We start from the raw sequence: 14,989 nt of genomic DNA on the forward strand, positions 1-14,989 counted from the left end.
GCCGACGGCCGGTTCCCCAGTGCCGAGAGGACCACGAGGGCCCGGAGGCCCGGGAGGCCCGGGAGGCCCGGAGAGCAGCGACCCCCAGCGGAAGGACACGGTCCGCCAGGCGCTCAGCGGGCTGACCACGCGTGGTCGCTCGTTCCTGGCCGCCGGGCTGACCGCGGTCCTCTGCGCCTACCTGCTGGGCGAGTTCGCGCTGATGCGGGTGGGCGTGCTGCTGGCCGTGCTGCCGCTGGTCAGCGTCGGCGCGCTGGTGCGCACCCGGTACCGGGTGGCCAGCGGACGGCGGCTGACGCCGTCGCGGATCCCGGCCGGGCAGGAGGCGCGGGTCCATCTGCGGGTCGACAACATCTCCCGGGTGCCGACCGGCCTGCTGCTGCTGGAGGACCGGGTCCCCTACGTGCTGGGGCCGCGTCCGCGCTTCGCGCTGGACCGGGTCGAGCCGCGCGGCTACCGCGAGGTCTCCTACCGGGTCCGCTCCGACCTGCGCGGACGCTATCCGCTCGGGCCGCTGCAGCTGCGGCTGGCCGACCCGTTCGGGCTGTGCGAGCTGTCCCGGGCGTTCACCTCCCACGACCTGCTGACCGTGGTCCCGCAGGTGCAGGCGCTGGCGCCGGTCAAGCTGACCGGCGAGTGGTCCGGCTTCGGCGACAGCCAGGCCCGCGCGGTCGCGCTGGCGGGCGAGGACGACGTGGTGCCGCGCGAGTACCGGCAGGGCGACGACCTGCGCCGGGTGCACTGGCGCTCCACCGCCAAGTACGGCGAGTTGATGGTCCGTCGCGAGGAGCAGCCGCTGCGGCACCACGCCACCGTGCTGCTGGACACCCGCCGGTCCGGGCATCGGGGTTCGGGCCCCGCCTCCTCCTTCGAGTGGGCGGTCAGCGCCGCCGCGTCGATCGCCCTCCACCTGCTGGAACGCGGCTACGAGGTGCGGTTGCTGACCGACACCGGCGAGGCGGTCTCCGCCGTCGGCGCGCTCAGCGCGGGCGGCAGCGCGGCCGAGGCCGCCGGGCTGATGCTGGACCATCTGGCGATGGTGGAGCTCTCCGAGAGCGACGACCTGACCTCCGCCGAGGAGGTGCTGCGCCTGGGCGGCGAGGGCCTGCTGGTGGCCGTCCTGGGCGGGATGGACGACGAGCAGTTGGCCGAGCTCTCCCGGCTGCGCCGCCGGGCCGGTTCAGCGATCGCGGTGCTGCTGGACCCGGACAGCTGGAGCCTGCTGCGGGGCCTGGGCAACGCCTCGGCCAACGGCAACGGCAACGGCCAGGGCCGCAACGGCTCGGGCGGCAACGGCATTCCGTCGAACGGCGCCGCCGCCAACGGCGCGCACCACGGCGCTGCGAGCCACGCCGGCGGCGTGCCGCGCGACAGCGCAGAACGGCGGCAGCGGCTGATGGGAGACGCGGGCTGGCGAGTGCTGCCCGCCCGCTCCGGCGACACGCTGCCCGAGCTGTGGCAGCTGCTGGGCCGTCCCGGCACGGGCTTCGGCGGCCGGGGCGTCAGCTCCGTGACGGCGAAGTCGGCAGCCGGCATCGTCCAGGGCGAGCCCACGCGCCGGGCCGACGGGGGTTCGTGACATGCGTGACATGCGTGACTTGGGAGTCGTGGGATGAACACGCGGACACGGATCGCGCTCACTGCGGCTGCGGCCACGGTGCTCACCGCGCTCTGCCTCTTCCCGCTGGTCCAGCCGACCAGTTGGCTGGTCGAGGCGACGGCGATGCTGCTGCTGGTCACCGGCGTCGGCGTGCTCACCCGCCGGTTCCCGCTGGCCCGCCCGCTCACCGTGCTGCTCCAACTGCTGGCCACGGTGCTGCTGCTGACGTTCTTCTTCGTCCGCGACACGGCGGTGTTCGGACTGCTGCCCGGTCCTGCGGCGTGGGGCGAGTTCGGCTCCGACCTGCAGTCCGGCTTCGACGACATGTCGCACTTCAGCACCCCGGCCCCGGACACGGTCGGGCTGCGACTGCTGCTCACCATCGCGGTGCTGGCGGTCGGCCTGCTCGTGGACGCGCTGGCGGTCACCTACCAACGGGTCGCCCTGGCCGGGCTGCCGCTGCTGGCCCTCTACGCCGTCGGCACCGGCATCCACCCGCACGGCGCCCTCTGGTTCTGGTTCCTGGCCGCCGCCTTCGGCTTCCTGATGCTGCTGCTGGCCGAGGGGCGGGACCGGGTCTCGCGCTGGGGGCGGATCTTCCACGGCGCCTCGGCCACCGGGAACGCCGACAGCACCAACCCGGTGAACGCCACCGGCTTCCGGATCGCCGCGCTGGCGGCGGTCGGCGCGCTGCTCGTCCCGGTGCTGCTGCCGTCCGTGGGCAGCGGCGTGGTCGCCGACCTCGGCGGTGGCAGCGGATCCGGCACCGGGAACGGCGTGATCACCGCCGTCGACCCGATGGCCTCGCTGGCGCAGAGCCTCAACCAGACCAACGCGGTCCCGGTGCTCTCCTACCGGACCACCGCCCAGGACCCCGCCGACCAGTACCTGCGCATCGTCGACCTGGACGTCTTCAACGGCGTCGCCTGGACCACCAGCACCCACCGCGCCGTCCCGCTGCCCGACCCGCTGGGCGTCCCCACCGAGCTCTCCGGCGGCATCCAGCAACAGACGGTGGAGACGGAGGTGACCACCCAGCCCGGCTACGTCCAGCAGTGGCTGCCGATGCCGTACCCGGCGGTCAACCTCCAGGTGGCGGGCGACTGGCGGTGGGAGCCCGAGGGCCGCACGGTGATCGGCGGCACCGACGCGCAGAACGCGGGCGGGCTCGACTACACCGTCACCAGCCTGTCGCTGCACCCCACCCAGGACCAGCTGCGCAACGCCGCGCCGCCGCCGGCGGACATCGCGCGCACCTACCTCACGCTGCCCAACAACCTGCCGCCCGTGGTCGGCCAGGACGCCCGCGCGGTCACCGCCGGCGCGCCCACCGCCCTCGACAAGGCGCTGGCGCTGCAGGACTGGTTCGCCCACTCCGGCGGCTTCACGTACAACACCAACGTCCCGGTCAACAACACCTCGAACGCGCTGGCCGACTTCCTCAAGAACAAGCAGGGCTTCTGCGTCCACTTCGCCTCCACCATGGCGGCGATGGCCCGGATCCTCGGCATCCCGGCGCGGGTCGCCGTCGGCTTCACCCCCGGCACCCAACAGGCCGACGGTTCCTGGCTGGTGACCACCAAGAACGCGCACGCCTGGCCGGAGCTCTACTTCACCGGCGTGGGCTGGCTGCGCTTCGAGCCGACGCCGTCCATCGGCTTCGAGCCGAGCTTCGGCTCCTCGACCACCGCGCCGGCTCCCGGTCCGTCGACCTCCGCGCAGCCCACCACCGGCGCAGGTCCGACGGCGGGCACGCACAACCAGGGCTGCCCGATCCAGGCGCGCCGCGAGGGCCTGTGCGCGGCTGTCGGCACCGCCGGCGGACCGGTCAGCACCGGCTCGTCGGCGGTCGGCTCGCTGCGGCTGGCGGTCTGGGCGCTGGCCGGACTTCTCCTGCTCCTGCTGCTGGTGCCGATGGTCTGGCGCTGGCGGGCCCGACGCACCCGGCTGGCCCGGGGGCCCGGCGGGCTGACCGAGCAGCAGGTGCTGGACGCCTGGCGCGAGTTGCTGGACACCGCCTGGGACCTCGGCATCCCCCCGGACCACGCGGAGACGCCCCGCCGCACGGCGGATCGGATCAGTGCCCTCGGCGAGCTGGGCCCCGAGCCGAGCGCGGCGGCGGGCCGACTCGCCCTCGCCACCGAGCAGGTGCTCTACGCGCCTGTGGTGACCGTGCCGCTCCAGCTCCGGCAGGACGTCCGCTCGGTCCGGGAGGGCCTCGCCGCCCGCGTCGACCGGCGCACCCGCCTGCGCGCGGTGCTGCTCCCGCCGTCCTCGTCCCGGCTCTACCGTGACCTGCCGCGCCGCGTCTCCGCCGAGGTACGGCGCAGGACCGCAGCCCTGTGGAACAGGCTGCGGCCCGGTGGCTCGCACTGAGCAGGTGACCGTTGATCAGCCGGCGGGCAGGTAGACGATGCCCAGCTTGTCCAGCTGCCAGAGCTGGGTGTCCGCGCCGGTGTCCGACTGGAGCGTGGTGATCGGGTTGCCGGAGCTGTCGACCGCGGCGCTGGTGCCGAGGGTCAGCACCATGTTCGTGGCGGCCGAGTCGGCGATCTTGTAGTAGCCGTTCCCAGCTGCCTCGAAGACCCAGTGCTGGTTGGCGTTGCCGGTGCAGCCCCACTGCTCCAGCTGCGTGCCCGCCGCCGTGCTGCCGCCGGTGGCGTCCAGGCACATGTTGCGGTTGCCGCTGAAGTCCAGCTCGTAGCTGCCACCGGACTTGATCTCGAAGACGAACGACTGGTTCAGCCCGCCGTCGGCGCCGTAGGTGATGGCCGGGCGGCCGTTGGTGGCGTCGCCGTAGCTGCCGCCGCCGGAGAAGTCGAGGACGTTGCCGCTCGCCTTGTTGGCCAACTGGAACCAGGACCCGTCCGTGGGCACGTCGTTGAACGACGCGTTGCCCGGTGTCAACGGCATGATCGTGGTGCCGTCCTGCGGGTCCAGGGTGCAGTAGGCCTCCGGCTGCGTCGGGTCGTCGTAGAAGTCCCCGAGGCAGGCGCCCTCGGCCTTGTAGCCGGCGACGCGCGGGTGGTAGGACTGCCGGACCTCGTCGGTGCAGAGGCCGAGCACGCCGATCGACTGGTCGCAGCCGTTGCGGGTCAGCTCGCTGGTGTCGATCACGTCACCGTTGATGTACTCGTACGGCGAGCTGGTCATCTCCGCGCAGACCTCGTGGCCGTAGGAGACCCGCCGCATGTCCAGGAACCGGACCCCGGGCACCGCCTCGGCGGCGGCCCGCTCGGTGTCGTCCAGCTGCGGGACCACCCAGTTGTGCGCCCAGGCGGCGTCCTCGGGGAAGCCGGGGCAGCCGTCGGCGACCTTGCCCGCATAGGAGTTGTCACGGATGTCCGGCGTGATCGGCGTGAAGTACGACTGCAGCACCAGCTGGTACGAGCCGTCCGCGTAACCGGCGTTGCGCATGGTCTGGCGGACGTCGGTGAGCGCCGCCTCGATCTTCGGCAGGTCCGCCTTGGCACGGGCGGTGATCGCCGCGCTGCCGATGGTCTGCCGGCAGCCCTGGGACTGCGGGACCGGGAAGTACGCGGTCAGGCAGCTGACGACGATGCCGGTGAAGTCGAAGTCGTCGTTGGCGCCGATGGTCACCACGACCATCTTGACGTCGTAGTTGGCGGCGCTCTGGGCCAGCTGGACGTCCTGCTTGGGCTCGCCGTAGTCGCCGCTGCCCGGGCCGGTGATCTTGGCCAGGGTCGGGTCGGAGGTCAGGTCCCCGGTCTGCGCCCCGGAGCAGGCAAGGTCGATCGGGGTGACGCCGGTGACGCCGGTGTCGAAGATCGTCGACTCGGCGTGCCGGTGACAGAAGTCCTTGGGACCGTCGGTGCCCGCCATGTAGCCGTCGTTGGTGTCGGTCCCGGCCCCTTCGCCGGATATCGCGCTGTCGCCCAGGGAGACGATGGCGGCGGGCTTGGCGGCCGGTCCGGCGGCCGCGGCGGCGGTCTGTGTGGTCGCGGTTCCGAGTGCGCCGACGAGGGCGGTGACGGCGAGTGCCGCGAGGGCGGCCCGGGGTTTGCGCAGGCCTGCTCTGACTGATCTGGTCACACAGTGCTCCTGAGGGTGGACGGGGAGTGCCCGATCGTCCCTCAGGGTAGGTACCCCCAGGTAACATAACAAGAGTGGTGCTCATGTTTTCTGCGGCGAACACAACAAAACCCTGCTGACCTGGTGATCTCTGCGCGCCAAACACGACGATGCGCCGCTCGGACACGACGAAGGGCCCCGACCCGAAGGTCGGGGCCCTGACGAAAGAGTGTTCTGCGCGGGTCAGAACCCGCCGCGCTGCTGCTCCTGACGTCGCTGCCAGCGCTGCTCCATCCGGTCGACCAGGCTGCCACCGCCGCCACGCTTACGGCGCACCGGCCGCCCGGTACGCGGGTCCACGGCCGCGAGCCGCGGAATGCGGCGCCATGCGGTGACCGCGAAGACGGCACCCGCCAGCATCAGCACAAAACCGACGACGCTCACCCACTGCTGGTGCACGAAGAGGCCACCCATCAACAGGCCCACGCCGACCACGAAGCCTGCGGCGGACGCGTAAACGGCGCGCCGGGTCCGCGTGCGCAAGCCACTACCCTCGAGCGCCGTCGCGAACTTCGGGTCCTCGGCGTACAGCGCTCGCTCCATCTGCTCAAGCAGTCGCTGCTCGTGCTCCGAGAGCGGCACGTCGTCCTCCTCCTCTGGCCGCCGACGGCGCAAGCGCGCCGACCGGAAGACCACCCCACCGCACGGCTCGGTTTCTCTTGATCCCGCTGTGTTGCGTGTATGCCCCGGGTGGGCGGCCGTCATGCTTGCTGCCTTTACCCGAATCATACGGTTCACCGTGGGTTTTTGGAGTGCCGTGCCGCATGTGCGGTACCTCTCTCCGGACAGGCCGGAACGCCTCGGTGTGCCCTGTGAACGGGCGACACCAGTGAGAAGTTTCCAGCCTCAGGAGCTCCTCTTTCCCGTGTCACTGCCCGGCTCCTTGCCCGTGTCCTTGCCCGTGTCCCTTCCTACCTCCCTCCCACCCTCCAGCAGACTCGCCGGACCGACCGAGGCCGTGCCGAACTTCGCCCGCACCCGGTCGACCGTCCGCTCCAGTTCGGACCAGCCGTGCTCGCGCTCCCCCAGCGCCATCTGCTGCGGCCGGGCCCCCTCGCCCAACCCCTCGACGCGCAACCCGATCAGCCGGATCCGGGCCCGAGCCAGACCCATCCCGTCGAAGACCTGGACCGCCGCGGCGTAGAGGTCGTGCGCCAGGTCCACCGGCTCAGGCAGGGTCCGCGAACGGGTGACCGTGCGCAGGTCGGCGAAGCGCACCTTGACGGTGACCGTCCGCCCCGCGACCCCGGCGGCCCGCAGCCGCGCGGCGGCGGACTCGGCGAGCCGCAGCAGCGTGGTCCGGATCAGCTCGTGCTCCGCCGAGACGTCGGCCGGGAAGGTCCGCTCCCCGCCCAGGCTCCGCTCGGCGCGCTGCGGTACCAACGGGCGCGGGTCCTCGCCCCGCGCGAACCGCGCCAACTGCTCGCCCGCGGCGGCGCCGACGATCCGCCGCAGCGTGTCCGGCGGCGTGGCCGCGAGGTCGGCGACGGTGGTCAGACCGAACCGACTCAGCGCGGCGGCGGTGCTCGGCCCCACCCCGGGCAGCCGCGTCGCGGGCAGCGGCAGCAGGAACCCCGGCACCTCGGCCGGCGTCACCAGCAGCAGTCCGTCGGGCTTGGCCGCGACGGAGGCCAGCTTGGCGATCAGCTTGTTCGGCCCGACCCCGACCGACAGCGCGAGGCGCTGCTCGTCCCACACCCGCTCCCGCAGCAGTTCCGCGAGGACCCGCGGTCGGAACGGCACCCCCGCGAGGTCGAGGTACGCCTCGTCGAGGGAGGCCTGCTCCACGCGACGGGAGAAGGAGGCGAGGACGGCCATGACATTGGCCGAGACGACGGCGTACTCGTCCATGTCCGGCGCGACCACGACCAACTCCGGACACATCCGCCTCGCGCGGACGACGGGCTGCCCCGACTCCACGCCCGAGGCTCGCGCCTCGTACGTCGCCGACATCACCACGCCGCGGGGACCCGTACCCCCAACCGCGACGGGCCTCCCGGCCAGGTCAGGACGACGACGCTGCTCGACCGCGGCGTAGAAGGCGTCCAGATCCGCGTGCAGAATCACCGCGAACCGCCAGTTACAACACTCAGGGGCGCGAGGCTCTGCGCGAGAAACCACCCAGCGCGGATGGCCCTGCTCGTTCGGTCCGCCACCTGCGTGGGTGGCTTGTCGCGCAGTTCCCCGCGCCCCTGGACAGTGCAACCACCCGCGGGAGCGTCAGTGACCCGTCGCACCCACGCGGCGCAGCCGCACATCGGCAGAGCCCCGCGCCACTGGACCGTGCAACTGACCCTTTGTTCAGCCCAGTTCCGCCAGAACGTGCAACTGCGTGGCCACCGCGTGGAACGACGGATCCGCCGAGGCCGCCTGCTCCAGAGCGAGGAGAGCGTCGAGCGCCCCCGGTTCCGTGTCGACCAGGACACCGGGCACCAGGTCCGCGAAGATGCGCACGCCGTGCACGGAGCGCACCCGCAGTCCCGCCCCGCGTGCCAGCGCATCCAGCTCGTCGCTGGTGAAGCGCCGGGCGTCCGGCTTCTCGACGCCTTCGAGCGTCGCCCGGGCCTCGGCGAAGTGGCCGGAGAGGGCGCGGGCCAGGACCGCGCCGTTGCGGTTGGCAGCAAGAAGGCTGACCAGACCGCCGTCGCGCAGCACCGCGGTGAGCTCGCGCAGCGACTCCGCCGGGTCGTCGACGAACTCGAGGACGCCGTGGCAGAGGACAGCGTCCATGCTGCCCGGCTCGACCTGCTGGGCCAGGGTGCTCGTGTCGCCCTGTATCGCCCGGACCTGGCCGGTGACCCCGGCCTCCGCCGCGCGGCGTTCGAGGGCGAAGAGGGCGTCGGGGCTGGGGTCGACGACGGTGACCCGGTGGCCGAGGCTGGCGACGGGCACGGCGAAGTTGCCGGTGCCGCCACCGGTGTCCAGGACGTCGAGGACCGGGCGGCCGAGCGACTCGGCCTTGCGGTCCAGCGCCGCGCGCAGGACCTCCCACACCACGGCGGTCCGAAGGGCGCTGCGGGGACGCGTGTACACGGTTGGGCTCCTCGGTTCGGCTGCGACGTCTCGGCGGTAGCGGCAGTGGTGGCGGCAGCCACGGCCGGACAGCCCCACCCTATTGCCTTGTGCCGCTGCTCGGCGCTCATCCCGGGCTCCCCGGGCTGGTGTGCCAGAGCTTGCGCGGGGCCTCCGCCGCGGGGACGCCCGGCGGCTTGAGGTCGGCGTAGGGGGACATCCGGAATCCGCTCGGGTGCAGCATCACCCGGCGCGGCGGTGCCGCCTCCGCTTCGGGGCGGGCGGCCAGCACTTCGCGGACCGCGTCCACGCCCGCCTCGCGCCACAGTTCGTGCAGGCCGGTCAGCTCCCAGGCGGCGGTCGCGGTGAGCGAGACACCGCGCGGGCCGGTGCGGCGGACCACGCCGCGGACCAGCAGCAGCCAGGAGTGGAAGACCGTGGACGCGTAGTGCTGCTGGGCGTCCTCGAACATGGCGAAGTCCAGCGGGCCGGTGGCGTCGTCGAGCGTGGCGAAGACGACCCGGACGCCGGTCCGCACCGGCGGGGTCTGGGTGGCCACCTTGACCCCGGCGATCAGGATCTCGCTGCGGTTGCGCTGCGTCAGCAGGTCGCGCGAGCGGACCGTGCCGAGCTCGTGGAGGAAGCGCAGGTACGGGCTGAGCAGATGGGCGCTGTGGTCCAGGCCGAGCGCCTCGATCTCGCCGTGGATCAGCTCGGAGTCGGTCGGCGCGGGCAGCGCGGTCGGCACGGCGGTGGGCTCCTCGCCGGAATTTCCCGCCAACGCGTCGGCCAGCTCCAGCTGGGACGGGCCAGGGCGGCGCGGGCCCTTGGGCTTGGGGTCGGTGGCCGCGTGCAGCAGCAGGTCACGCCGGGTCAGCCCGGGGTGGAGCGCGTCCAGCGCACCGGCCAGCACCAGGTTCTCCAGGGTCGGCTGTGAGGGCTCGGCGCGGCGACGGAAGTCGGCCAGGGAGGCGTAGGGCGCGCCCTCGCGCTCGCGGACGATCCGCTCCAGCTCGGCGTCGCTGATGCCCTTGACGTCGGCCAGCCCGATCCGCAACGCGTCACGGCTGCTGCCGCTGCCGTCCGGGCCGCGTTCGATCGTGTAGTCGACCACGGAGTCGTTGACGCTGGGCGGCAGCACGGTGACGCCGAACTGGCGGGCGTCGGTAAGGATCAGCCGCTTCGGGTACATGCCGGGGTCGTGGGTGAGCAACCCGGCGTAGAAGGCGGCCGGGTGATGGGCCTTCAGCCAGGCGGACTGGTAGGTGGGCAGCGCGAAGGCGCCCGCGTGCGCCTTGCAGAAGCCGAAGGAGGCGAAGGCCTTGAGGATCTCCCAGACCCGCTCGACGACCGGCCGCGGATAACCGCGGTGGTCGGCGGCCACGCAGAACCAGTCCCCCACCGCCTGCTGGCCCTTGATGCTGCCGAGCAGCCGCCGGGACTGGTCGGCGCGGTCCGGTGCGCAGCCGGTCATCTTCGCGATGATCCGGATCACCTGCTCGTGGAAGACCACCACGCCCTCGGTCTCGGCCAGGATCTCGCGCAGGTCGTCGTGGACGAAGACCGGATCGGCCCAGCCGTGGCGGGCGTTGAGGAAGGGGGTGACCATGTCGCTCTTGACCGGGCCGGGGCGGAACAGCGAGATGTCGATGATCAGGTCGCCGAAGGTCTCCGGCGCGAACTTGCCGATCAGCTCGCGCTGGCCGGGCGACTCGATCTGGAAGCAGCCGAGGGTGCGGGTGGAGCGGATCAGCTCGAAGGTGGCCGGGTCGTCCAGCGGGACGGCGTCCAGGTCGATCCGCTCGCCGTCCACCCGCACGGTTTCCTTCAGGGCGTGCGCCATCGCGGACTGCATCCGCACGCCGAGGACGTCCAGCTTGAGCAGGCCGATCGCCTCCACGTCGTCCTTGTCGAACTGGCTCATCGGGTAGCGCTGGGCGGAGAGTTCGACCGGCGTGCGGTCGCGCAGGGTGCGGTCGGAGAGCAGCACGCCGCTGGGGTGCAGGGCGATGTGGCGGGGCAGGCCGTCCAGCTTCTCGACGATGTCGAAGAGGACCGCGAAGATGCCCTCCTCCAGCCGGGAGTGCCGCAGTTCGGGCAGGTCGCGCAGGGCCGCGCGGGCGTCGCGGGCGCGGATGTGCGGGAAGGCCTTGGCCACCGCGTCGATCTCCTGCGGCGGCAGGCCGAGGGCCGCGCCCGCATCGCGGACGGCGTGGCGGACCCGGTAGGTCTCCAGCATCGCGACGCAGAGCGTCCGGTCGGAGCCGAAGCGGTCGAGGATCAGGTCGTAGACCTCGGTGCGGCGGGCGGACTCGACATCGAGGTCGATGTCGGGCAGCGAGGTGCGCTTGGCGGAGAGGAAACGCTCCATCAGCAGGCCGTGCGCCATCGGGTCGACGCCGGAGATGCCCAGCAGGTGGTTGACCAGGCTGCCCGCGCCCGAGCCACGGGCCGCGCAGCGGATACCGGCGGCGCGGGTCAGGTCGACGACCTCGGCGACGGTGAGGAAGTACGGCTCGTAGCCGAGGCCGTCGATCAGCGTGAGCTCGCTCTCCAGCCGGTCGGTGATCTTCTGGCTCGCCGCCCGGCCCGGGCTGCCGTAGCGGCGGGGGATGCCCGCCTCGCAGCGTTGCCGCAGCTCGCGGACCGCGCCCTCGCGGGTGGTGCCGAGGACGCCCGCCTCGGGCATGTGCATCGAGCCGAGGCCGATGTCGAGATGCGGGTCGAGCGCGCACAGCTCGGCGATCCGGCGGGTCTGCGCCAGCAGCGCACGCACCTCGGAGGCGGTCTCGCACAGGTCGTGGGCGAGGGCGGCCATCTCCGGGCCGGTCTTCAGATACCCCTCGGCGTTGACCCGGTCCCGGGAGCGCAGCTCCAGCGGGACCAGGCGGCGGGCGGCGTCCAGCACGTCCGCGACCGGGGCGTCCTCCGGAACCGGGTAGCGGACGGCGTTGCTCAGCACAGCGGGCACGCCCAACTCCCGTGCCAGGCGCAGCATCCGCTGCCCCGCCGCGCGGGAGGTGGGGTGGCCGGGCGGCGCGAGGTGGTGCACCACCTCGACCACGACAGCGTCCCCGCACGCCGCGCGCCAGCGCTGCAGCTCGGCCTTGGCCTCGGCGGTCCGCCCGGCCGCGGCGGCACGTCCGACCACGGACTCCGGGCCGAGCAGCACGAACACACCGTCCCCTGCGCGGGCCACCAGCTCGGGGCCGACCACCGGACGACCGCGACGCTCCATGTCGTCCCCGTGCGCGGTGCTGACGACCCGACAGAGCGCGGCCCACCCCGCCCGACGCCCACGGGCCAGCACCACGACCCGTGGCGGGCGCGCCGCGTCGGCGGCGGCCCGGTCCAGCTCGGCCCCGCCGGGGCCGGCGGTACGGCCGACGATCCGGGCGTCCGTGCGCATGCCCGTGCGCACGTCCGTACGCGGATCGGCGCAGGCCAGGTCGGCTCCGACGATCGGCCGTACGCCGTGCTCGACGCAGGCCTGGGCGAAGCGGACCGCACCGTAGAGGCCGTCCCGGTCGGTGAGCCCGAGCGCGCCCATGCCCAGCTCCGCCGCGCGCCGGGCCAGGGCAGCGGGCGTGGCGGTGCCGTAGCGCAGCGAGTAGCTGGAGGCCGTGTGCAGATGCACGAAGGAGTCCGTGGGGCTCATGTGCTGCGACTCCTCTGGCGTGTCAGGTGTGCAAAGGCGTTGTTGGCCCCTCCCGATCCCGCCGGTTGCGGCTCCCGGTCACCCGGGCATCCGGTGCACCGGTGTCACCCGGTGCGGGGCATTCCCTCCTCTTCTCCGATCCCCCGCAGGTACGGCTCCCGTGCGGCGGGGACCGCGCCGCGGGCGATCAACCGCTGCACCATCCGCAGGAAGAGCGCGGTGTTGCGGACCAGGTCGTCCGCGTCGCGGGCGCTGGCCGCCGAGGCGATCCCGGCCTCGGCGGCGGCCCGCTTGGGCGCGCCGGCGGCGTAGTAGAGCGCCCACTCCGCCAGCTCCGGCGCGACCTCGGGCAGGACCTCCCAGGCGCTGCGGATCCGCTTGCGCTTGCGCGCGTTCTCCTCCGGCCGCCCGCGCAGGGCGAGCACGGCCGCGGCGGCGCGCAGCGCGGCGAGATGCGCGAGGGCGTAGCGCTCCAACGGCCCCTGGAGCTCCCGCGCCTCCGCGAGCCCGCGCTGCGCCTGGGTCAGCAGATCCACCGCGGCGGGCGGAGCGCCCGCCCGGCGCAGCACCGGATGGACGTCCTCCGGCCGGTGGTAGGGCATGCCCGATCCCGTGGCGGGGCCGGGCAGTGGCAGCTGCAGCACCCGCGCTCGTGCGCTTTTCCCCCTGGTGCCGCTGAAGTCGGTGCCGTTGAAGTCTCTGGTGTCCCTCATGACGTACGCCCTCCCGTTCAGTCCGTCGTACTGGTGAGGGTCCAGCGGTCGGTGCTGCGGTCGAAGCTGAGGTCGTAGACGCCGAGAGCGAAGCAGCGGCCGGGGCTGGCCTCTACCCGCCACACCTCCCGCTCGGTCCGGTCCAGCGGCCGACCGGCCGCCATCCCGGCAGAGGCGGAAGCGGAAGCGGAGGAATGGCCAGAGGCAGAGGCCTTGCGGGCCTCCTCCCACCACGCGCCGCTCTCCTTCCAGTGCCCCAACACCTCGCGCACCGCGTACACCTTGTCGCGCCAGAGGAAGTGCGTGGGCAGCCCCGTACCGCCGCGCACCTCGACCAGGTCCGCACGCTTTCTGCTCACAGCGCTGCCTCCTTCGCCATCCATGTTCGAACTTTCGTTCGAACATCTCCAGAGTAACCCGCCGGACCGGAGCCACGTCAACGCCGAATCGCCCATGCGACCGACCACACGGCCCCTCCATTCGCCATGCTCCTCCGCACCACTGACAAAGCCGTGCGGGCAGCCACCCGAGGTGACCGCCCGCACGGCGGAGACAAGCGTCGTCGCTGGTCAGCGACGTGAGGATCAGTCCTTGACCGGGACCGCCCCGGCCCAGACGTGGTTCGGGGTGAGGTAGCCCACCAGGGCCAGCCCAGCCTCGGCGAGGACCTGTTCGAACGCGGCGTCCGGCAGGTGCCGGGTGCGGAAGAACTGGGTCCACTGCGCGTCGTCGTAGAGGTAGTCGACCTGGTTGGCCCGCAGCCCCGGGGCGATCTCCTCGGAGACGATCCGGATGGTCCCGGCGCCCTTCATCGGCGACTCGCGCGGCAGGTCGTCGTAGAAGCCCTCCCCTTCGCGCTGGATCAGGATCACGCCGCCGTCGGCGACGTGCCGACGACAGGTCGCCAGCAGTCCGGCGCGGACCTCGACGTCGCCGGTGTTGACCAGGAAGGAGCTGAGCAGCACCAGGTCGAAGCGCTCGTCGAGCTCCAGGTGTTCGATCGAGGCGTGCACCGTGCGCGCACCGCGCACGCGTTCCAGCATCTCCGCCGACTCGTCCACGGCCGTGACCGCGAAGCCCCGCGCGACCAGCGGATGCGTCACCCGGCCCACGCCGCAGCCCAGTTCCAGGATGCTGCCGCCCTCCGGCGTCCGGGAGGCGATGATGTCCGGCTCGTCACCCACGAGAAGCCGCTCGTACAGCTCCACCGCGCACCCGTCCGGGGTGATCGACCCCGGTCCCGTCCCCCGGTGTCCGTCCCGCGTCGTTCGTGTCGTTCGCATGAGGAACAGTCAACATCGGCAGGAAGAACTGCACCAGAGGTCCGATCGCCACGGCGTAGACGACCGTGCCGATCCCGACCTGCCCGCCCATCAGCAGGCCCACCACCAACACGGTCACCTCGATGCCGGTCCGCACCAGCCGGATCGACCGGCCGCTGCGCCGGACGTACCCGGTCATCAGCCCGTCCCGCGGGCCGGGACCGAACCGCGCGCCGATGTAGAGACCTCCGGCGAGCCCGTTGAGTACGACGCCCGCCGCCAGCACCGCAAGCCGCAGCGGAAGCCCGTGCAGCACGGGCAGCAACCGCAGGCCCTCGTCGACGGAGAGACCGATGACGAAGACGTTGCTGACCGTGCCCAGCCCCGGCTTCTGCCGCAGCGGTATCCAGAGCAGCAGCACCACCGCCCCCACGATCATCGTGATCGTGCCGAACGAGAGCGGGACATGCCGGCTGACGCCCTGGTGGAACACGTCCCACGGGTCCAGCCCGAGCGAGGCCCTGATCTGCAACGCCATGCTGAAGCCGTAGAGCGCAAGGCCGACGTAGAGCTGGACGAGGCGGCGGGTCAGCAGCAAGTGGGTCCCTCCTCGGGCACGTGTTCATCGGTTTCAACGGCTTCATCGGCGCTT

11 protein-coding genes are annotated in these 14,989 nt (G+C 72.6%); 2 read left to right on the forward strand and 9 right to left on the reverse strand.

What is annotated here, in order from left to right:
- Positions 1 to 19 precede the first annotated feature (19 nt).
- Together ABH940_RS02735 and ABH940_RS02740 are read left to right on the forward strand one after the other, a co-directional pair.
- Positions 20 to 1,579, forward strand: coding sequence for a DUF58 domain-containing protein (locus tag ABH940_RS02735; protein ID WP_370064659.1), 1,560 nt, complete (start codon positions 20 to 22; stop codon positions 1,577 to 1,579).
- Between the two features lie 33 nt (positions 1,580 to 1,612).
- On the forward strand, positions 1,613 to 3,976 hold the full coding sequence (locus ABH940_RS02740; RefSeq protein ID WP_370104107.1) for a DUF3488 and transglutaminase-like domain-containing protein: 2,364 nt from the start codon (positions 1,613 to 1,615) through the stop codon (positions 3,974 to 3,976).
- A 15-nt stretch (positions 3,977 to 3,991) separates the two neighbouring features.
- Here the strand turns inward: ABH940_RS02740 and ABH940_RS02745 are convergent, their stop codons facing one another.
- From ABH940_RS02745 to ABH940_RS02785, 9 genes are all read right to left on the reverse strand, one after another.
- A complete protein-coding gene (locus tag ABH940_RS02745; protein WP_370064663.1) occupies positions 3,992 to 5,653 on the reverse strand; it encodes an RICIN domain-containing protein in 1,662 nt (553 codons plus the stop codon).
- A gap of 222 nt (positions 5,654 to 5,875) precedes the next feature.
- Positions 5,876 to 6,274 (reverse strand): DUF3040 domain-containing protein, encoded by a 399-nt coding sequence (locus ABH940_RS02750; protein WP_370064665.1) that lies wholly within the window; start codon positions 6,272 to 6,274, stop codon positions 5,876 to 5,878.
- 264 nt (positions 6,275 to 6,538) lie between these two features.
- Complete coding sequence (gene dinB / locus ABH940_RS02755) at positions 6,539 to 7,759, reverse strand: DNA polymerase IV (protein WP_370064667.1); 1,221 nt, start codon at positions 7,757 to 7,759, stop codon at positions 6,539 to 6,541.
- Positions 7,760 to 7,993: 234 nt separating this feature from the next.
- Positions 7,994 to 8,725, reverse strand: coding sequence for a methyltransferase domain-containing protein (locus tag ABH940_RS02760; protein ID WP_370064669.1), 732 nt, complete (start codon positions 8,723 to 8,725; stop codon positions 7,994 to 7,996).
- Between the two features lie 106 nt (positions 8,726 to 8,831).
- Positions 8,832 to 12,362, reverse strand: coding sequence for a DNA polymerase III subunit alpha (locus tag ABH940_RS02765; protein ID WP_370064671.1), 3,531 nt, complete (start codon positions 12,360 to 12,362; stop codon positions 8,832 to 8,834).
- Positions 12,363 to 12,466: 104 nt separating this feature from the next.
- A complete protein-coding gene (locus ABH940_RS02770) occupies positions 12,467 to 12,964 on the reverse strand; it encodes an SAV_6107 family HEPN domain-containing protein (protein ID WP_370065018.1) in 498 nt (165 codons plus the stop codon).
- 128 nt (positions 12,965 to 13,092) lie between these two features.
- Positions 13,093 to 13,434 (reverse strand): DUF6504 family protein, encoded by a 342-nt coding sequence (locus ABH940_RS02775; protein ID WP_370064673.1) that lies wholly within the window; start codon positions 13,432 to 13,434, stop codon positions 13,093 to 13,095.
- Between the two features lie 225 nt (positions 13,435 to 13,659).
- On the reverse strand, positions 13,660 to 14,358 hold the full coding sequence (locus ABH940_RS02780) for a class I SAM-dependent methyltransferase (protein WP_370104110.1): 699 nt from the start codon (positions 14,356 to 14,358) through the stop codon (positions 13,660 to 13,662).
- Complete coding sequence (locus tag ABH940_RS02785) at positions 14,252 to 14,875, reverse strand: YitT family protein (RefSeq protein ID WP_370104280.1); 624 nt, start codon at positions 14,873 to 14,875, stop codon at positions 14,252 to 14,254. The genes ABH940_RS02780 and ABH940_RS02785 overlap by 107 nt, the downstream gene beginning before the upstream one ends.
- Positions 14,876 to 14,989 lie beyond the last annotated feature (114 nt).

This window comes from Streptacidiphilus sp. BW17 (genome assembly GCF_041262485.1).
Taxonomy (GTDB): domain Bacteria; phylum Actinomycetota; class Actinomycetes; order Streptomycetales; family Streptomycetaceae; genus Streptacidiphilus.